Origin of the sequence: Rheinheimera aquimaris, from assembly GCF_020531985.1 — a bacterium.
GTDB classification, from domain to species: Bacteria; Pseudomonadota; Gammaproteobacteria; order Enterobacterales; family Alteromonadaceae; genus Alishewanella; species Alishewanella aquimaris.
In genome coordinates this window covers 900,059-918,494 of sequence record NZ_JAJAVQ010000001.1, presented here as the reverse complement: position 1 = coordinate 918,494, position 18,436 = coordinate 900,059, and the positions used below count along the sequence as shown (strand labels likewise).

Genomic DNA, 18,436 nt, shown 5'->3' with positions numbered 1-18,436 from the left:
TTTTTATATGTGGCATCAAATTTGCTTTGTCAGTAGCAACGACTAGTAACGACGACTGACGGAGCGCGTTATGGATCACCTGTTATATATCGCCATGAGCGGTGCCAAAGAAAATATGAACGGTATGGCACTGCGCTCAAACAACCTGGCTAACGCCAGTACGACCGGCTTTAAGGCTGACTTTGAGCAGGCCAGGTCAATGCAGGCTTTTGGCGAAGGTTTACCGACACGGGTATTTTCGCTGACAGAACGCCCAGGTCAAAACTTTGACGCCGGCGCTATTATTATGACTGAGCGCGAGCTGGACGTTGCCATCCAGGGGGATGGTTGGCTTGCGGTACAAGGTCAGGATGGTAATGAAGCTTACACACGTAGCGGCAGTTTGCAGATCAGCGCCCTTGGTATGCTGGAAACCGTAACAGGGCTGCCGGTATTGGGCGACGATGGCCCTATCCAGTTACCGGTACCGTTGGCTAAAGTTGAGATAGCGCAGGACGGCACTGTTAGCGCACTGCCACTTGGCGCACCTGCAAATGCTATAGCGCCGGTTGGGCGTATTAAGCTGGTAAGGCCGGTGAACAATGAGTTGGATAAGGGCACTGATGGTTTATTCCGGCGTAAAGACGGTCAGATAGCCGAAGCCAGCGCCGATGTCAGCTTGCTCAAAGGTGCATTGGAAGGCAGTAACGTCAATGCCGTTGGCGAGATGACTTACATGATTAGCCTGCAACGTCAGTTTGAAATCCAGGTGAAAATGATGAAAAGCGCTGAAGAGATGGATCGTCAACAGAATCAACTGCTGAGAATCGTCGGCTAACAGATTATTTAAAGGGCGATAGCCCGGGAGGCAAACATGCATCCAGCTTTGTGGATTAGTAAAACCGGATTAGATGCTAAGCAGCGCGATATCTCGGTTATTTCAAACAACCTGGCCAACGCCAGCACCGTTGGTTTTAAGAAAAGCCGGGCCATTTTCGAAGATTTACTGTACCAGAATGTGAATCAGCCTGGTGGGGCATCGTCACAGAACACTGAGCTGCCAAATGGCTTGATGCTGGGCGCAGGTACAAAAGTGGTGGCGACACAGAAGAACTTTACCCAGGGCAATATGATCACAACAGACAACAGTCTGGATGTGATGATACAAGGCCATGGTTTTTTTGAAATTCTGATGCCAGACGGCACTATTTCGTATACACGTAACGGCCAGTTTACTGTTGATGATGAAGGTAACGTCGTGACCTCAGGTGCGGGTTATCAGGTGCAGCCCAATATTGTTGTGCCGCCTGATGCAACCAGCATCACCATAGCGCAGGACGGTCAGGTTTCAGTGCAGTTACCGGGGCAGGGTGAACCTGCCGTACTTGGTCAGCTTACCGTGACCAATTTTATTAATCCGGCTGGTTTAGAACCAATTGGACAAAACCTGTTTCGTGAAACCGGCGCCAGCGGCGACCCGGTGCAAGGTATACCTGGTTTGGAAGGGCTGGGCATTATTGTGCAGGGCTCGCTTGAAACATCGAACGTAAATGTTACCGAAGAGCTGGTTAACCTGATTGAAAGTCAGCGGGTATATGAGATGAACTCAAAAGTGATTTCATCTGTAGACCAAATGCTGGGCACGGCGATTCAGCAGCTGTAATGGGAGGCCTTATGTTACGCATTATGTCTGTTCTTTGTGGCGTGTTATTGCTCAGCAGCTGCGCGTCTTTGCAGGAGCCGCAGCAGGACGACCCGTATTTTTCGCCACTGGTACCGGAGCAACCTTCAAGGCCGCTGACGCAAAACGGCTCACTGTTTGCGCAAACCTATTCAAACAGCCTGTATGCAGACAATAAGGCGCGGCATGAAGGCGACATTATTACCGTGGTACTGCGCGAGAGCACCCAAGCCAGTAAAAAAGCGAAAACGGAAATGCAAAAAGACAGTTCTACGTCATTTGAGCCGATGGTGGGCCTTGGCGGCAGAAATGTGTCAGTAGCCGGCAATGTTTTGCAGTTTGGCGCCGATTCAACCTCAGATTATAAAGGTGATTCAAAGGCGGATCAGAGTAACAGCTTGGTCGGTAATATTTCGGTCAATGTACTGCAGGTGCTTAACAACGGCAATCTGGTGATCCGTGGTGAAAAGTGGCTGACGCTTAACACCGGTAAAGAGTATATCCGTCTGACCGGCGTTATCCGCTCGCAGGATGTTGATGTGAATAACACGGTAGAGTCGACCAAAATTGCCAATGCGCGTATTGAGTACAGTGGTACCGGTGCACACCATAATGGTCAGTCACCCGGCTGGCTGAGCCGGTTCTTTAACGGTCCGCTGTGGCCATTCTAGGAGAGCACAAATGAAATCTGTGATGGCTATCTTGTTGTGCTTACTGGCATTACCTGCTTTAGGCGCACGAATTAAAGATGTCGCTGATGTTGAAGGCGTGCGGTCGAACCAATTGGTAGGCTATGGTTTGGTTGTGGGATTACCCGGTACAGGTGAGCAAAGCCCTTTTACCGAACAGAGCTTTCGCACCATGTTAAGCAATTTTGGTATTACTTTGCCTGGCAACATGAAAGCACAGATTAAAAATGTTGCGGCTGTGGCTGTGCATGCTGAACTACCGGCGTTTGCCAAGCCGGGCCAGACCGTGGACATTACCGTTTCATCGGTTGGTAGTGCCAAAAGCCTGCGAGGCGGTACTTTGATGCAAACCTTTCTGACCGGCCTTGATGGCAATGTCTATGCCGTTGCACAAGGTAGTTTAATTGTCAGCGGCCTTGGCGCAGAAGGGTTGGACGGGTCGCGTATTCTGGTCAATACGCCAACGGTAGGCCGTATTCCTAACGGCGCCATGGTAGAGCGCGAGGTGATTACACCTTTTGCCCAAAATGACTTTATTACGTTTAACCTGAAGCAGTCAGATTTTACTACCTCAAAACGGCTGGCAGAAGCGATCAATGCCTTTATCGGGCCGGAAACTGCGTATTCACTTGATGCGACTTCTGTGCAGGTTAGGGCGCCACGTGATGTCAGCCAGCGGGTATCTTACTTGTCGACGCTGGAGAATCTGACGTTTGAACCGGGAGATTATTCAGCCAAAATTATTATTAACTCGCGCACAGGCACTATCGTTATTGGCAAAGAGGTGCGGCTATTCCCTGCAGCAGTGACCCATGGTGGTTTAACGGTCACTATCGCTGAGAACCCAAGGGTCGTGCAGCCTAATCCATTAGCGGAAGGCCAGACAGCGATCGAAGAGAACAGCATTATTGACGTGCGGCCGGATCAATCACGGATGTTCAAATTTGACCCGGGCGTTACATTGGATGATTTAGTGCGCACCGTAAATGCTGTCGGCGCGGCGCCGGGGGATTTAATGGCAATTTTAGAAGCGCTTAAAGAAGCCGGCGCTATTCATGGTGAGCTGGTGGTGATTTAACATGAGCACGACACCGAACACTATCTCGTATCATGATATTGGCAGCCTGCAGCAAATTCGCAGTGCGGCTGGTAAAGATGAAGCGGGTGCATTGCGCCAGGCTGCGGAGCAGTTCGAGTCAATTTTTTTCAGTATGTTGCTTGGCAGCATGCGCAAAGCCAACGAGGCATTTGAAGTGGATGGCATGATGAACAGCCAGACCACTAAGTTTTATCGCGATATGCAGGACAGCCAGATGGCGACTGAGCTATCAAAAAACGGTGCTTTAGGCTTGGCCGACTTGCTGGTACAGCAACTTAGCCCTGCATTGGGGATCAAGCCCGACCGAGCAACACCCTCAGAGCTTAAATTACCCCAGCACAATACTGACAAAGTACTGACGATGCCGAACGTTGTTCTGCCAGCCGTGCAAGTCAAACCTCTGCAGCAAACCGGGTTTACAGCACCTGCTACTGTGCAGCCGGTGAGTTCTCAGACCGAGCAAACCCAACCAGAATGGAAGGTTGATAGCCCAGCCGACTTTGTTAAAAACCTGCTGCCAGCTGCAAGGCAAACTGCTAAAGCGCTGGGGCTCGACCCTCTGGCGCTGGTGGCTCAGGCTGCACTTGAAACAGGCTGGGGGCAAAGGATGATCAAGAATAATCAGGGCAATAACAGCTTTAATCTGTTTGGCATCAAAGCTAACAACGGCTGGCAAGGTGATACTGCAGTAGTGGATACGCTGGAATACCGCGGTGGTATTGCCAAAAAAGAGCAGGCCAGATTCCGCGCCTACAGTTCAGCAGAACATAGTCTGCAGGATTATGTGAATTTTATTAAACAGAATCCGCGTTATCAGGAAGCGGTTAACGCCAGTGCGGATACCAAAGCGTATTTTGAACAATTACAGGCGGCAGGCTATGCGACAGACCCCGCTTATGCACAAAAAATTATGGCGGTATATCAAAGCCCTGCTTTGCAAAACGCCCGCAGCGATGATAGCGACACTAAAGAAATAACCCATGCAGCCGAATAAAAGCCTAAGTAACGCAGTGACCGGCGTTAACGGAGAGAGCAATGTCAGATAATTTACTCAGAATTGGTACTTCAGCCATACTGGCAAACACTACTTTGCTCAATACCACCAGTAATAATATTGCCAATATTAATACTGAAGGCTATACGCGTCAGCGCACTGAGTTTGAATCACAGATTCTGGGTTTAGGTGTCGGCAAAGGTACGACTGAACGTCTGGTCAGTGAATTTACACAGAAGCAATTACGCCGCGATACGTCTAATTACAATTTTGCCCAGCAGTATGTGACTGAAGCCAACCGCGTCGATGCACTGTTTTCTAACCCCGCCAATAGTATTGCTACGGGGATTAACGATTTGTTCAAGCAGTTTCAGATTGCGAACAACGAACCTGCAACAGTTGCCAATCGTCAGCTAATCATTGGCAGCTCTCAGGCATTACTTGATAAGTTTAATACCTTGTCCAGTCTGGTGTTGGACCAGGATAACTTTGTCAATCAGCAACTGGATATCTATACCGGCGAAGCCAATGCATACATCAAGCAAATAGCGGATCTGAATATTGAGATAGCCTCTTTTGGTACTGGTGCCAGCCGGCCTGTGCCGTTAGATTTGCTGGATAAGCGGGATCTGGCCATTAAAAATCTTTCCGAAATGGTCGATATACGCACGCTGGATGCCGACAATGGTGAAAAATTAGTTTTCCTTGCCACTGGTCAGTCTCTGGTCGTCGAGCGTGGCGATTTCAGTCTGATGGCTTTACGTGGTGACCCTGATCCGGCAGAGCGAGAGTTGAAACTGCAGCTTTCCAGCCGTAGTAGTGTAGAGCGCGATATTGATATCGACTTGGTCGGCGGCAAAATTGGTGGCCTGCTGTCGTTTCGCGAAGAAATACTTGTGCCAACGCAAAACCGGTTAGGGCAGTTGGCGCTATCAATGACGGATGCGCTAAACACGCAAAATCGCCTGGGTATGGATTTGAACGGTAAAATTGGCGGTAATTTATTTACCCTGCCAGTCAGTTCTGGCTTCGCGTTATCCGATAATACCGGTACCGGTAATGTAGATGTAACGATTGAACCCGGCCAGGGCGGCAGTTTACCGCCGAATGATTTTTTATTAACTGTTGAAGCCGGCGGTGTCAGGATCCAGGCGCTGGATTCGGCAGGCAAAGTCGTTGCCGGTTCTGATAAGGTCGTGGCAGTCGGGGGGTATCCGGCCACAATCAATTCTGCTGATGCCGGTGGTGATTTATATGGCTTGGAAATCACGCTGTCCGCTGGCCTGGCGGTAGGTGATCAGTTTGAACTGAAACCTCTGAGCACAGCATCACGTACTGTGCAGATGGCCACTACGCGGCCGGAAGATATAGCACTGGCCGCACCGGTAAGAACCGAGTTTACTGTTAATAATATTGGTAATGCCCAAATTTCGGATTTGACAGTAACAGATACTACACCGGCAACTTTACCTGCTTATGGCTTTGATACACCGTCGGGTTTAATTAATGGCCCCTGGACTATGACGTATGTCGGAGGCAATAGCTTTGAGATTGTTGATAATCTTGGCAATCCAGTCGCCACATCAACGTATCCATCAGGCCAGTATCAGGATATTTTCGCCCAGGCTGGGGTTGATGTCGGTTTTGACTTTTCGGTATCAGGTGTACCAAATGTAGGCGATACTTTTACCATCAGTTTTAATGACGGTGGCTTTAACGACAACCGTAATGGTCTGGCATTGTCAGCGATTCAAACTGAGCAGACTACACGGCTTAACCCGCTGTCTTCGCCAACAGGCACGAACTCCGTTAATTTTAACCAGTCTTATGCTCAGATGGTGAGTTTAATTGGTGAACGCACTAGCCAGGGCCGTAACAGCGAAGCGGCAACCGGTGCTTTGTTGGCGCAAACTACTGCCTGGTATGAGTCGCTTTCCGGCGTGAGCCTGGACGAAGAAGCCTCTAATTTAGTGCGTTTTCAGCAAACTTATGCGGCGGCGGCGCGGATCATTTCCACGTCACAAACCATATTTGACACCCTGCTAGCAGCAGCGAGGTAATTATGCGCTTATCTTTTAATATGAAATTTAATGCTGGTCTGGATGGCATTTTAAATACCCAGCAGAAAATGAACCGGGCGCAGGATCAATTGACCAAACAGACCCGAATTTTAACACCAGCGGATGATCCGGCGTCGTCTGCCAAAGTGCTTGGGCTGGATCAGAACCTAGAGCAGGTATCACAGTTCCAAAACAACAGTGTGTTGTTAAAAAACAATCTGGCGCTGGAAGAAACCGTGCTGACAAATATGCGCACGTCTATGGACCGGGTTAAAACGCTTGCTATCGCCTCGGGTAACGGAACCTATACCGTTGCTGAGCGTAATGCTTTGTCAGAAGAGCTGAAGAATATTCAGGTTGAACTATTCGACTTAATGAACACCCGTAACTCTGAAGGTGGTTACATCTTTTCCGGCTTTCAGGATAAAACCCCGGCTTTTGCTTATGATCAGGCGTCAAACAGTTATTTCTTCCAGGGCGATGATGGCCAGAAAGCGCTACAAATTTCGCCAACCATTGCCATGCCGGGTAATGACAGTGGTAAAAAGGTGTTTGAAGATGTCAATGCACGCTTTAAACCGTCAACGCCGGTTGTGTCTGCCGGCGGTGCTACTGCTGCTACGATCACCATGTCAGATCAAAGTCAGTTTGATGCGTTTTATCGTAATAATTTTGACGGCTTACCGGCAGCAACCAACCAGTATAATGTGGTGCTGACGGCGCCGTCTAACTATGAAATTTTGCGCGATGGCGTGGCGCTGACCCCACCGGTTACCGGCACTTTTACGCCAGATCAGCCAATCTCTTTTGCTGGCTTGGGTATTACCATCAGTGGCGCTGCTGCCGTGCCAGGGCAGGTTGACTTTACGCTGCAACCGCCGCAGAAGAAAAACATGCTGACGACTATCGGCGATTTTATCACGGCACTGGACAATCCAAATATCTCAGGCAGCGCTTTTAACGAAGCAGTAAACGATGTGCTGACGCAGATAGACAACGCCAGCAGCAATATTGACAGCACTCTGTCAGCGATAGGTGGTCGGGTGAATGTGCTCGATAGTGTATTTGGTACCAATGAAGATTTAACGATTAATAACAAAGCTTACCGCGCGGATTTATCGGAAGTGGATTACGCCGCAGCGATTACTGAGATCACTAAACAGGAAATAGCACTGGAAGCTATTTCAGCGACTTTTACCAAAGTGTCAGGCGTAAGCCTTTTTGACTATTTACGCTAATAACGCCTGTTCCAAGGTATTTTTAGCTGAAACAAACTTTTTTTAAAAAAAATCTCAAGTTTTTTTGTCTCCCACCGATAAATAAGTATCAGCAATAAACAACAGTAAAAAAACAAGCTGTTGTTTTTAAAGGTCTAATTTTAGGCGGGAGCAACATCATGGCTTTATACGTAAATACCAATACATCTTCATTAAATGCCCAGCGTCAGCTGTTCAATTCAGGTAATTCACTGGATGTGGCATTTAAACGCTTATCTTCTGGTTTTCGTATCAACAGTGCAGCTGATGATGCTGCCGGCTTACAAATATCTAACCGCTTAACCAGCCAGATTAATGGCTTGGATCAGGCTGCCCGCAACGCAAACGACGGTATTTCACTGGCGCAGGTAGCAGAAGGCGCGATGGATGAAATTACCAGTTCGCTGCAACGTATCCGTACACTGGCCATTCAGTCACAAAACGGTATTAATACCTCGGCTGACCGTAATGCGCTGAACGAAGAAGTGACGCAGTTAAAAGCAGAAATCAGCCGTATTGCGCAAACCACTCAGTTTGGTACGCAGTTCCTGCTAAAAGGTGATTTATCCGCTACGTTCCTGGTGGGGGCTAATGCCGGTGCGCAGCAAAATATCACAGTGTCACTGATAAACACTGGCGGTTACGGCATATCAGGCCTGAACCTGAATACGCTGAGCGTATCAACTTTTGCCAATGCTGCGACAGCCTTGGCCAATCTGGATACTGCGATTAAAACCATCGACAGTGCCCGTGCCGAATTAGGTGCGACTCAGAACCGGTTCCAGGCGACCATCCGCAACTTAACCAACATCTCTGAGAATGTTGCCGGTGCCCGTAGCCGTATCCGTGACACTGACTTTGCCAAAGAAACGGCAGAGCTGACCCGGACACAGATCCTGCAGCAAACCAGTACCACAGTGCTGGCGCAGGCTAACCAGCGGCCACAGGCAGCACTGAGCTTACTGCAAGGCTAATTCCGGTTTAGAAACCATCTTAAAAGCTGCTTAATTGCAGCTTTTTTGCTTTATTGTGGTTTATTTTATTAAGGTGCTTATTTATATATTTTATCTAAAGTTTTTATATATTTTTCCGATACATAATAGACACTGAAGTAAAGTTATATGGTCTTATGGGCTATTGCTGCCAGTGTTTTAATTTAGTTACAGGAGAAATAACATGGCACTTTATGTCAATACCAATACATCTTCATTAAACGCCCAGCGTCAGCTGTTCAATTCAGGTAATTCACTGGATGTGGCATTTAAACGCTTATCTTCTGGTTTTCGTATCAACAGTGCAGCTGATGATGCGGCCGGCTTACAAATATCTAACCGCTTAACCAGCCAGATTAATGGCTTGGATCAGGCAGCCCGCAACGCAAACGACGGTATTTCACTGGCGCAGGTAGCAGAAGGCGCGATGGATGAAATTACCAGTTCGCTGCAACGTATCCGTACACTGGCCATTCAGTCACAAAACGGTATTAATACCTCGGCTGACCGTAATGCGCTGAATGAAGAAGTGACGCAGTTAAAAGCAGAAATCAGCCGTATTGCGCAAACCACTCAGTTTGGTACGCAGTTCCTGCTAAAAGGTGATTTATCCGCTACGTTCCTGGTGGGGGCTAATGCCGGTGCGCAGCAGAATATTACTGTAGCGCTGAAAAACAGCGGTGGTTACGGTATATCAGGCCTGAACCTGAATACGCTGAGCGTATCAACTTTTGCCAATGCAGCGACAGCCTTAGCCAATCTGGATACAGCGATTAAAACCATCGACAGTGCCCGTGCCGAATTAGGTGCGACTCAGAACCGGTTCCAGGCGACGATCCGCAACTTAACTAACATCTCTGAGAACGTATCAGGTGCGCGTAGCCGTATCCGTGACACTGACTTTGCCAAAGAAACGGCAGAGTTGACCCGGACACAGATCCTGCAGCAAACCAGTACCACAGTGCTGGCACAGGCTAACCAGCGGCCACAGGCGGCGTTGAGTCTGCTGCAATAATAAGGCAATCAGTAAAGTATCACCCGGCGAAGCCAGCAACAGCTGGCCAGTCCGGGGGCTGATGTAATTGTTTACGCTGTAAAGGCGGCGGTATTTTTGTCGCCGGCAGCTGAGCAAACAGGAAGACAGACTTATGGCTATAGTGGTGAACACTAATGGTTCGTCGTTGTCGTCGCAGCGTATGCTTGAGAACGCCAGTGCCGGGTTGGGTACTACAACCGAGAGGCTGGCATCAGGTTTTCGCATTAACCGCGCGGCCGACGATGCTGCGGGCCTTGTAATCACGCACAGGCTAACCAGCCAGGTGGAAGGCTTGGAGCAAGCCAGGCGCAATGCAAATGACGCTATCTCTTTAACTCAGGTAGCTGAGGGCGGTATGGATGAAATCTTTACCGCATTACAACGTATGCGGGTACTGACTATTCAGTCTGAGAACGGCATTAATAACGAGCAGGACATTGCAGCTTTGCAATCTGAGTTTGATCAGATGACCGAGCTTATTAACAGGATTGCGATAAACACCGAATTTAATGGCAAGACTTTGCTGGACGGCTCTTTAGGGACTTTGCAGTTTCAAACCGGTGCCAATGCACAGCAATATACGCCGGTGACTCTGGACAGACGCTTTACTACCGACAGCACAGGCTTGTCACTGGATGGGATTTTGCTTGGGCAAGACACCAGTGAACAAACGCTGGCGGCTATTGATAGTGCGATAAAACTGACTGATGAAGGCAGAACTGAGCTTGGTGCAATGCAAAACGCTTTGTTTAGTACACTGCGGAATTTAGGCAATGTGACTGAAAACGTTTCCGCATCAAGAGGGCGGATACGTGACACTGATTATGCCAAAGAAACAACAGAGCTTACGCGAACACAAATTCTGCAGCAAACCAGCACCACGGTGTTGGCACAGGCTAATCAGAGGCCACAGGCGGCAATTTTTGTATTAAGTGGGTAGTTTAACGCAATTATTTTGAATTAATTTTCAATGTTTTTGTTAAGTGGTTGATTTTTAAAAAATTAAAAAATTAAAAAAAGTCTAAAGCTCTTAAGGTAGCGGTCGATAACCTAGTTAAGCCAAGTTGCAGCTTGGCTCAATTCACGGGATAACCGTTGTTTAATATCAGTTGAACGTGGCAAAGCTACCGACGACTAAGGAGTGACTCATGGCTTTATATGTAAATACCAATACCTCGTCGCTGAATGCTCAGCGCCAGTTATTTAACTCTGGTAATAACCTGGATACTTCGTTCAAGCGCTTGTCTTCAGGTTTCCGGATCAACAGCGCTGCAGACGATGCTGCCGGCTTACAAATCTCTAACCGTTTAACCAGCCAGATTAACGGCTTGGATCAGGCGGCGCGCAATGCCAACGATGGTATCTCTCTGGCACAGGTTGCTGAAGGTGCGATGGACGAGGTAACCAACGCGTTACAACGTATCCGTACTCTGGCAATCCAGGCTCAGAATGGTATTAATACTACAGCAGACCGTACTGCACTGAACGAAGAAGTCACTCAGTTAAAAGCTGAGATGAGCCGTATCGCTCAGACTACTCAGTTCGGTACCCAGTTCCTGCTAAAAGGTGACCTGTCAGCTACTTTCCTGGTTGGTGCTAACTCTGGTACTCAGCAGAATATCGGCGTTGCGCTGAAAAACGGTGGTGGCTATGGTACTTCTGGCCTGGGCTTAAATACGCTGAGCGTGTCAACAGCTACAGCAGCAGCTACTGCTCTGACCAATATCGATGCGGCGATTAAGACCATCGATTCAGCCCGTGCTGAGCTGGGTGCGACTCAAAACCGCTTCCAGGCTACTATCCGTAACTTAACCAATATCTCTGAAAACGTGTCTGCTGCACGCAGCCGTGTACGTGATACTGACTTTGCTAAAGAAACTGCCGAGCTGACCCGCCAGCAGATCCTGCAACAAACCAGTACCACAGTATTAGCTCAGGCAAACCAGCGGCCTCAGGCAGCGCTGTCGTTATTGGGCTAAAATCGTTAACGCTGTGATGGAAATTTTTGTTAAAGTTTCCATCACGCGTTCCGATAAAGGAGGTGTTGTATGAGCAGTATCAGTGCAAGTAGTGCTTCGCTGCCAACGCCAGTGGCCCCTAACCGTGACACTGTGGCACGCGAGACCGTTGAAAAACCGGTGATTCGTAGTGCTGAGGTGGCGCCTGTTACTGAAACTGAAAAAGCGGCTGAGCCCGATAAAGCTCAGTTGCAACAAGCGGTGGATGTAGTTAATCAGGCATTGGCTCTGGAGCAGCGTTCGTTAAACTTTTCTATAGATGAAGGGTCAGGGCGGTCAGTAATCAGAGTGTATGATTACAAGACTGAAGAGCTGATAAAGCAGATCCCGTCAGAAGAGTTACTGCGCGTTGCTCAGGATATCAAACGGTTGCAGGAAGAAATGGGGCAGTCTATTGGCTTGCTAATCGACAAAAAAGTGTGAGGTTCTAAATATGTCTGGTGTAAATTTCCTCGGTTCGGCATCCGGTTTGCCGCTAAACGAGCTGGTGACCACACTGGTAGGCGTGGAGCGTGACAGTAAGTTATCCAGAATTAACACTGCCAAGACAAAGTTAGAGTCTTCGCTGTCCGGTGTAGGCAGATTAAAATCTGCCTTATCGGCATTTCGTGATGCGGTTACCAAGCTATCAACCAATGAGCTGAACAAACGTACCGCGACAGTTATTCAGCCGACAGATAATAAGACTTATGTAGAGGCGAGCGCATCAAGCCGTGCGACCATCGCTAATTTCGATATTAAAGTGCAGCAGCTGGCCTCCGGTAGCCGCCTGGAAAGCACTGATGGTACTTTTAGCAGTGCTGACGATGTTATTTCTACCACTGCCGGTACTTTAACCTTTGCTGCAGATGATAAGACCTTCGATGTTGAAGTCACTGCCGGTATGACGCTGAATGAACTGCGCCAGGCCATTAATGCCAAGTCTGATAATTTCGGCGTCAATGCCAATATCATCAATGGCGGTGGTACCGTTGGCACTAAGTTGGTTTTAACCTCTGATATTACCGGCGATGGTAATGATTTGGTTATTTCTAATAACAACGCCGAGCTCAATACTGTTTCAAGTGTGGCAGGCGGCTTAAATACTGCTACGCCGGCACAGAACGCCATTATTCAGATTGACGGAATTACGGCGACAAATTCATCTAATACGTTTACCAACGCCATACAGGAAATTGAGCTTAAAGTATTGGCCGTGACGCCGGATGGTAATAATGCCCGGCTTGATATCGGTATGGATACAGATGCAACCAAAGAGAAAATTAATAAGTTTATCAGTACTTATAATGCGTTGGTTGATCAGGTATCGTCTTTAACGAAGCCAAGAACCTTGGCTGCAGACGGTAAAACAGTAAGCAGCGAAGGCGGCGCGTTAGCCGGTGATTCGCTACCGCGTAATATTATGACGCAGCTACGCGGCATCCTTGGTGGTAATTTTGAAGAAGCCGATGAAGGTATGTCCACCTTATATGCAATGGGTATCACTTTCACCAAAGAGGGCAAACTGGAGATTTCCACCTCAACAGAATTTGGTAATGATTCTGGCCAGCAGCGATTTGATAAGGCGCTGGCGAGTAACTATGACAGCATTGCCAATTTGTTTGGCGGTGAGAAGGGGTTGAGCAAGACGCTGGACAACTACGTCAAAGAATTTACACAGTCTGGCGGCATTATCGCCACCCGTGAACAAACAATTCGCTCTCAAATTAGCGAAAATTCTAAAGATTTAGAAGCTGCTAACCGATATATAGCAAGTTATGAAGAAACTCTGCGTAAGCGTTACACCGCTTTAGATAGCTTGTTGGGGCAGATGAATAATATGGCATCTACCGTTACGTCACAGCTAGCGAGCTTACCAGGGTTTAAAGTGCAATCCAGCTAACTTAGCGAGGCAGACATGAGCTACGGAATTAAAGCATATAAAGCAGTGGGTGTGAAAGACGATTTGGCCGTAGCAGATCCACATCGTGTTATTCAGTTACTGATGCAAGGCGCATTGGAAAATATGGCGAAGTCTAAGGGCTGCATGGAGCGTAAAGATTTTGCTGGCAAATCGTCTTTTTTATCCCGTGCTATGGCGATCATTAGCTCGTTACAAGGCTCGCTGGATATGAATATGGGCGGTGAGATTTCTGATAATCTGGCCGCTTTGTATGATTTCATGATTAACCATCTAGGTGCAGCCAGCCGTGACAACGACCCGGCAAAAGTCGATGACGTAATCGAGCTGATGTTAACAATTAAAGGTGCCTGGGATCAGATCCCGGTCAGTGCGCGTGAAGAAGCATATCAGATGCGGGCAACTGCTGATCAAAAGATGGCGGTTGGAGGTTAAGTGTCAGATGTAATTTCCAGCATGGAGCAACAGCTGAAGCAACTGCAGCAGCTTATGGCCGCAGAAGCGGTAGAGCTGGAAAAGGTTCAGGCATTAATGCTGCAACTGAATGCTCAGGTGCAGCAACTTGATGGTACTGCCGACCCACAACAGGCTGGTGAGTTTTTACTTATGCTGCAGCAGTGGCTGCAGCAGAGCCAGCAAAAACTTGAAATTGAAAAACAGGCTCTGGCTGAAAATCTGCGCAATGTGCAAAAAGGCCGTGCCGGTACTCAAGTCTATCAAACACTTCGTTAAGGCCGAGCTTGACGCATTCTGCCATATTTCAGTAAGGTAGAATTTTCGCAATGAGGCCGCTATGCCTACAATTTTAATTCTGCAAGGGCAGGCGCAATATGAAGTCGCCAGGCATTTTGTTGCATCTTTGTCTGCTGTGCTTAGTCAGTCTGGCGCTGTTAATGTCGTGGAGCTGGATATATCCCGGCCAGAGAATGGAGAGCAAGCACTGTCGCAGATACAAAGACAACACACAGACATTGTATTTTCGGTAAACGCTATCGGGGCTGAACTTATAAGTGCTTTGCCTTCAGAGGCTCGTCCGCGCTTTATTACCTGGTTGCTTGATCACCCTGTATATCACTTTAGCCGTTTGATAGCTGCAACGCCTGAGGTGTTGTGTGTCGATAATTCACATGTTGGTTTTTGCCAGCGACTGGGGCTTAGTGCCAGCTTTTTCCCTCATGCGACAGAGCAACAGATGGTTGTGCCAACAAACCTTAGTCAAAAACAGGGCATACTGTTTGCGGCAAGTGGCGCAGATGAAACCGTACTCCTTAACCAGTTGTCTCAGCAGGCTCCGGATATTGCACGGCTATTAACTGACAGTGATACAACGGATTTGATCGATGTGATGCAGGCACTGCAGCTTGATAAGGTTGCAAATAACGTGTTGCAACAACACAGCGTTATTTCGTTATTACTGCTGTGCGATAATCTGCTCAGAACAATAAAACGTAATCGGCTGATAAAAGAGTGCGCAGAGCACAACATTGCCCTGACAATCGTTGGCAATGGCTGGCAGGCGGGGCGCTGTTATGACAGGCACAGTTATCTGCCAGCGCTGAGTTTCAGCCAGTTATTGCCATTGATGGCGCAAAGCCGTTTTATTTTGCATCACAATCCTGGGTTTCGCGAAGGGCTGCATGAGCGCATTGTGTATGGCTTGCAGCAAGGGACGCAAGTGCTGTGCCCGCAGCAAGCTTTTTTACGTGCTAAATACGGCCAAACAGGTGGTGTAAAGCTGTTTGACCAGGTGCAGCAGATTAAGGTGCTGTCGGAGCAGGCAGAGGGCGACTATCTGAGTCAGTTGCAGCAAAGCCAGCAATTAACACAAACCTGCGATACCTGGTCAAGCCGGGCACAAACCTTGCTTAATCTGTGTTTTTCGTCAGAAGCGCCAGAGAATTATCAGTCTTATGTATAAAAGTGCAGGTTACCGAGTTTTTACCGACAGTGCAGAGCAGCAGCAGTTAGAAAGCCGTTTTGCACCGATACTGCACCAGCAGTTACAGCATAATTTGCAGGCTTTTCGTCAGTATATTCCGGCAATTGCCGATCTACTCAGGGGCTACCAGTCACAACGATATTCGTTGTTGTGTGAAAAAGCCGGCTATCTGAATATTGTCGATTTCTCAGTTGGTCAGGTACTTTACCCGGATGATCCATTTGTTGCCGCAAAGCGGGAAGTTCACGCCTTTCTCCAGCGGGCGCCATTGATATATCTGTCTGAACCCGTATCTGAGCCTTACCAGCCTTTGTCTGATAAAACAGAGGTGGTAGTGATGCTGGGGCTGGGGTTTGGCTATCAATTGCTGCCTTTACTTCATCGCGCTAATATAAAACACCTGATTATTTATGAGCCGGACACTGACATTCTGGCTTGCTCCGTGCAAACCGCCGACTGGGCTGCTATTTTGCGTCTGGCGCAGAGTAAAGGTACAGCGTTGTACTTACAGGTGGGGCAGGATGGCAGTGGTTTACCTTCTGACCTGGCTGAGCTTCAGGCTGCGGTGAACTTCGAGCAGTTCGCATTGTACCGGCATTATAGTCACCCGGTAATGGACAAAGTTAAGCACCATTTGCAGCAGTACTCAGGTAACAGTGCTATGTTGCTCAACAGTAAATTACACTTTCATGCTTACAGCGATTTGTACGATGAGGTAGATGCGCGCCATGGTGACCCTCTTGGCATAGCGCAGGTATCGGCGTATCAGGATCAAACCCTGTACCAAAAGAACCTTGCTGCTTTGCAAAAGTACTATCCCCAGGTACATAGTGCGATAACGCAACACAAAAGCCGGCACTGGCAACTGGTTAAAGACAGTGATGGCAAAGCCAATTTATACCATGGTGAACGACAGGTGCTGTTCTATCAGGATTATCAGAAAGACTCTGAGCAACTGATTAGCGATTTTAGCCTGCATCCGTTTCAGGATGATGTCATGATTGGCAGTAAGCCAGGTTATAAACTGCGCAGTTATCTGCACAATCAGAAAGTCAGGCAACTGATGCCAATACTGGAACGCTCGGTAAAAAAGCGCTCGCAATTACCCAATGAGCTCGACTCGCTGATCCTGTTTGGTATTGCGCTGGGCGAGCATGTTAAATTGCTGCTTCAGCAGCACCAGGTTAAGCATCTGTATCTGTGTGAGCCTAATCTGGACTTTTTTTCTGCCAGCTTACATACCACCGATTGGGCGGCGTTGTTTGATCAGATTGCTGAACAAGGCGGGCGTTTATACCTTAACCTTGGTGGTGATGGCAGTGAATACTTTTTAGATCTGATGCGTCAGTTCTATCAGGTCGGTGCTTTTAGTATCGCCAACACTCACTTATTGACCAGCTACTATAACCATCCGATGAATAAAGCCATCAGTGAATTGCGCGACAACTTACGCGTGGTACTGGCCATTGGGGAGTATTTTGATCACGCCCGTTTTGGTATCGCCCACACCTATGGCAACTTCACTGATGGTGCGGGTGTATTGCGGCAAGGCTTTGGTCTGCAACGACATGCTTTTCAACAATTGCCGGTATTTATCGTTGGTAATGGACCAAGCCTGGATCAATGTTTTGACTATTTACATCAGTATAAAGATCAGGTTGTGATTATCAGCTGTGGCACCGCGCTCAAAGCCTTACATCAGCACGGTATTAAGCCTGATTTTCATGCTGAGCTGGAACAAAATCGCGCGACTTATGAATGGGTCAGCCAGGTCGAAGATCCTGAATATCTTAAACAAATCACGTTAGTAAGCGTTAATGGTGTGCATCCCGATACGATGACCCTGTTTAAAGATACATTGCTGTGTTTTAAAGACGGTGAAGCATCTACTCAGTTGTTTCAGGCCGCGCTAAAAGCTAACAATATACAAACCGAGTCGTTGTCATTTGCCTACCCAACGGTTACTAATATGGTGATGAACATGGTGCTGCGACTAGGGTTTGAAAATATATACCTGTTCGGTGTGGATCTTGGTTTTGTCGATATAAACTACCATCACTCACGTTCATCCGCGTATTACAAACAAGATGGTTCGCAGATATATGACTATCAGAAAGCACATGGTGGCGGTTTACCTGCAAAAGGTAATTTTTTAGATTGGGTATTTACCAAACCGGAATTTGACGTATCGCGCAAGCTTTTAGAGCAGTCGATAGCTCAAAGCGGCCGGCGCAGTGAAGTTTATAACTGTAGTAACGGCGTAAAGATAGCCGGCGCCGTGCCCCTAATACCAGACAATATCTTACTGCCACCAGTAACTGAAGATAAACAACAGTTACTGCTTCAAATGGTCGCTAGTGGTTATCAGCGTTTACATAACGAATTGCCACAGCAAATAGTTAAACAGTTGGATTTGACCATGCTGAAGACAACTGTTGGAGCTTGGCTTGACTTGTTGTCAGAAGATGTTGTTACAGAGCAGCAGGCAATAAAATTGATTGATAAACAATGGGCGTTTTTGCTCAAAACCAAGTTAGAGGCCGGTAATCCCGCGTTCATTCTACTAAACGGTAGTGCGAATTATTTCTCTGCGATAATGCTTAAGCTCGTTACTACTGAGCAGGATAACAACGGCCAGTTAGACAGCTTCAATGATGTTTTAAGGGTGTGGAAAGAATATCTGATAGAAGCACTAAACTCTTATCTCGAGGAGCCGTTAAAGTGTGATGAGGTTTCATTTGCCGTGCCATACACTAAGTTAATTCGAAGCAACACACGCTAGTCGATGTAGAT

The 18,436-nt window shown here is 47.8% G+C and carries 17 protein-coding genes; all 17 read left to right on the top strand.

What is annotated here, in order from left to right; all coding sequences use genetic code 11:
- The first annotated feature begins 70 nt into the window (after window positions 1-70).
- The 17 genes from flgF to LHL18_RS04125 all read left to right on the top strand — a co-directional run bounded on the left by flgF (window position 71) and on the right by LHL18_RS04125 (window position 18,425).
- Entirely contained in the window at window positions 71-817 is a 747-nt protein-coding gene (gene flgF / locus LHL18_RS04205) for a flagellar basal-body rod protein FlgF (RefSeq protein WP_226765887.1), read from the top strand.
- Window positions 818-853: 36 nt separating this feature from the next.
- Complete coding sequence (gene flgG / locus LHL18_RS04200) at window positions 854-1,642, top strand: flagellar basal-body rod protein FlgG (protein WP_134053701.1); 789 nt, start codon at window positions 854-856, stop codon at window positions 1,640-1,642.
- Between the two features lie 11 nt (window positions 1,643-1,653).
- Window positions 1,654-2,331: a flagellar basal body L-ring protein FlgH gene (flgH, locus tag LHL18_RS04195; protein WP_134053703.1), complete on the top strand. Its 678-nt coding sequence runs from the start codon at window positions 1,654-1,656 to the stop codon at window positions 2,329-2,331.
- A 10-nt stretch (window positions 2,332-2,341) separates the two neighbouring features.
- Window positions 2,342-3,427, top strand: coding sequence for a flagellar basal body P-ring protein FlgI (locus LHL18_RS04190; protein ID WP_226765886.1), 1,086 nt, complete (start codon window positions 2,342-2,344; stop codon window positions 3,425-3,427).
- A 1-nt stretch (window position 3,428) separates the two neighbouring features.
- Complete coding sequence (gene flgJ / locus LHL18_RS04185) at window positions 3,429-4,442, top strand: flagellar assembly peptidoglycan hydrolase FlgJ (protein ID WP_226765885.1); 1,014 nt, start codon at window positions 3,429-3,431, stop codon at window positions 4,440-4,442.
- A 41-nt stretch (window positions 4,443-4,483) separates the two neighbouring features.
- On the top strand, window positions 4,484-6,502 hold the full coding sequence (gene flgK, locus LHL18_RS04180) for a flagellar hook-associated protein FlgK (RefSeq protein WP_226765884.1): 2,019 nt from the start codon (window positions 4,484-4,486) through the stop codon (window positions 6,500-6,502).
- Between the two features lie 2 nt (window positions 6,503-6,504).
- The gene (gene flgL, locus LHL18_RS04175; RefSeq protein WP_134053711.1) at window positions 6,505-7,740 is read left to right on the top strand and encodes a flagellar hook-associated protein FlgL; all 1,236 of its coding nucleotides are present in this window, start codon (window positions 6,505-6,507) and stop codon (window positions 7,738-7,740) included.
- Window positions 7,741-7,898: 158 nt separating this feature from the next.
- Window positions 7,899-8,732, top strand: a complete 834-nt coding sequence (locus LHL18_RS04170; RefSeq protein WP_134053712.1) for a flagellin N-terminal helical domain-containing protein — start codon at window positions 7,899-7,901, stop codon at window positions 8,730-8,732.
- A 202-nt stretch (window positions 8,733-8,934) separates the two neighbouring features.
- Complete coding sequence (locus LHL18_RS04165; protein WP_134053714.1) at window positions 8,935-9,765, top strand: flagellin N-terminal helical domain-containing protein; 831 nt, start codon at window positions 8,935-8,937, stop codon at window positions 9,763-9,765.
- A gap of 133 nt (window positions 9,766-9,898) precedes the next feature.
- Window positions 9,899-10,726 carry a flagellin N-terminal helical domain-containing protein gene (locus tag LHL18_RS04160; protein ID WP_134053716.1) on the top strand — a complete coding sequence of 276 codons (828 nt, stop codon included), beginning with the start codon at window positions 9,899-9,901 and terminating at the stop codon, window positions 10,724-10,726.
- A gap of 208 nt (window positions 10,727-10,934) precedes the next feature.
- Window positions 10,935-11,765 (top strand): flagellin N-terminal helical domain-containing protein, encoded by an 831-nt coding sequence (locus LHL18_RS04155; RefSeq protein WP_134053718.1) that lies wholly within the window; start codon window positions 10,935-10,937, stop codon window positions 11,763-11,765.
- Window positions 11,766-11,834: 69 nt separating this feature from the next.
- On the top strand, window positions 11,835-12,227 hold the full coding sequence (locus LHL18_RS04150; RefSeq protein ID WP_134053720.1) for a flagellar protein FlaG: 393 nt from the start codon (window positions 11,835-11,837) through the stop codon (window positions 12,225-12,227).
- 10 nt (window positions 12,228-12,237) lie between these two features.
- Window positions 12,238-13,686, top strand: a complete 1,449-nt coding sequence (gene fliD / locus LHL18_RS04145) for a flagellar filament capping protein FliD (RefSeq protein ID WP_226765883.1) — start codon at window positions 12,238-12,240, stop codon at window positions 13,684-13,686.
- A gap of 15 nt (window positions 13,687-13,701) precedes the next feature.
- Complete coding sequence (gene fliS / locus LHL18_RS04140; protein ID WP_134053724.1) at window positions 13,702-14,139, top strand: flagellar export chaperone FliS; 438 nt, start codon at window positions 13,702-13,704, stop codon at window positions 14,137-14,139.
- Window positions 14,140-14,436, top strand: coding sequence for a hypothetical protein (locus LHL18_RS04135; protein WP_134053726.1), 297 nt, complete (start codon window positions 14,140-14,142; stop codon window positions 14,434-14,436).
- 61 nt (window positions 14,437-14,497) lie between these two features.
- Window positions 14,498-15,622 carry a hypothetical protein gene (locus LHL18_RS04130; RefSeq protein ID WP_226765882.1) on the top strand — a complete coding sequence of 375 codons (1,125 nt, stop codon included), beginning with the start codon at window positions 14,498-14,500 and terminating at the stop codon, window positions 15,620-15,622.
- Window positions 15,615-18,425, top strand: coding sequence for a motility associated factor glycosyltransferase family protein (locus LHL18_RS04125; protein WP_226765881.1), 2,811 nt, complete (start codon window positions 15,615-15,617; stop codon window positions 18,423-18,425). The genes LHL18_RS04130 and LHL18_RS04125 overlap by 8 nt, the downstream gene beginning before the upstream one ends.
- Window positions 18,426-18,436 lie beyond the last annotated feature (11 nt).

Bases quoted from the DNA above. Each gene is read 5' to 3' on its own strand.
- flgF (WP_226765887.1), top strand. From the start codon at position 71: ATGGATCACCTGTTATATATCGCCATGAGCGGTGCCAAAGAAAATATG.
- flgG (WP_134053701.1), top strand. From the start codon at position 854: ATGCATCCAGCTTTGTGGATTAGTAAAACCGGATTAGATGCTAAGCAG.
- flgH (WP_134053703.1), top strand. From the start codon at position 1,654: ATGTTACGCATTATGTCTGTTCTTTGTGGCGTGTTATTGCTCAGCAGC.
- LHL18_RS04190 (WP_226765886.1), top strand. From the start codon at position 2,342: ATGAAATCTGTGATGGCTATCTTGTTGTGCTTACTGGCATTACCTGCT.
- flgJ (WP_226765885.1), top strand. From the start codon at position 3,429: ATGAGCACGACACCGAACACTATCTCGTATCATGATATTGGCAGCCTG.
- flgK (WP_226765884.1), top strand. From the start codon at position 4,484: ATGTCAGATAATTTACTCAGAATTGGTACTTCAGCCATACTGGCAAAC.
- flgL (WP_134053711.1), top strand. From the start codon at position 6,505: ATGCGCTTATCTTTTAATATGAAATTTAATGCTGGTCTGGATGGCATT.
- LHL18_RS04170 (WP_134053712.1), top strand. From the start codon at position 7,899: ATGGCTTTATACGTAAATACCAATACATCTTCATTAAATGCCCAGCGT.
- LHL18_RS04165 (WP_134053714.1), top strand. From the start codon at position 8,935: ATGGCACTTTATGTCAATACCAATACATCTTCATTAAACGCCCAGCGT.
- LHL18_RS04160 (WP_134053716.1), top strand. From the start codon at position 9,899: ATGGCTATAGTGGTGAACACTAATGGTTCGTCGTTGTCGTCGCAGCGT.
- LHL18_RS04155 (WP_134053718.1), top strand. From the start codon at position 10,935: ATGGCTTTATATGTAAATACCAATACCTCGTCGCTGAATGCTCAGCGC.
- LHL18_RS04150 (WP_134053720.1), top strand. From the start codon at position 11,835: ATGAGCAGTATCAGTGCAAGTAGTGCTTCGCTGCCAACGCCAGTGGCC.
- fliD (WP_226765883.1), top strand. From the start codon at position 12,238: ATGTCTGGTGTAAATTTCCTCGGTTCGGCATCCGGTTTGCCGCTAAAC.
- fliS (WP_134053724.1), top strand. From the start codon at position 13,702: ATGAGCTACGGAATTAAAGCATATAAAGCAGTGGGTGTGAAAGACGAT.
- LHL18_RS04130 (WP_226765882.1), top strand. From the start codon at position 14,498: ATGCCTACAATTTTAATTCTGCAAGGGCAGGCGCAATATGAAGTCGCC.
- LHL18_RS04125 (WP_226765881.1), top strand. From the start codon at position 15,615: ATGTATAAAAGTGCAGGTTACCGAGTTTTTACCGACAGTGCAGAGCAG.